The following is a 297-nucleotide window of genomic DNA, read 5'->3' on the forward strand; positions in this document are numbered from 1 at the left end:
AAAATTTGCAAAACCTAATGTTTCAGAAGAAGAACTTAAAAATGCGCTTGAGATGTCAGGAGTTAGTTTATTTTTAGAAAATTTACCTAATGGATTAAATACTATAATTGGAGAAAATGGTTTTAACCTTTCTGGTGGAGAAAAGCAAAGAGTTTCTATATGTAGAACTATTTTAAAAGATCCACAAATAATAATATTAGATGAGAGCACTTCTGCATTAGATGCAATAACTACTTCTATAGTTATGAAAAACTTGCTTGAACTGTTTAAATACAAAACTGTAATCTTTACAGCGAC

Annotated in this window: 1 protein-coding gene; it reads left to right on the forward strand. The window is 28.6% G+C overall.

From position 1 onward, the window contains the following. Positions 1–297: ATP-binding cassette domain-containing protein (locus tag CSGHG_RS19325; protein WP_010291546.1), on the forward strand; the 297-nt coding region annotated here is incomplete at both ends.

Origin of the sequence: Clostridium senegalense JC122 (genome assembly GCF_000285575.1) — a bacterium.
Lineage (GTDB): Bacteria > Bacillota > Clostridia > Clostridiales > Clostridiaceae > Clostridium_J > Clostridium_J senegalense.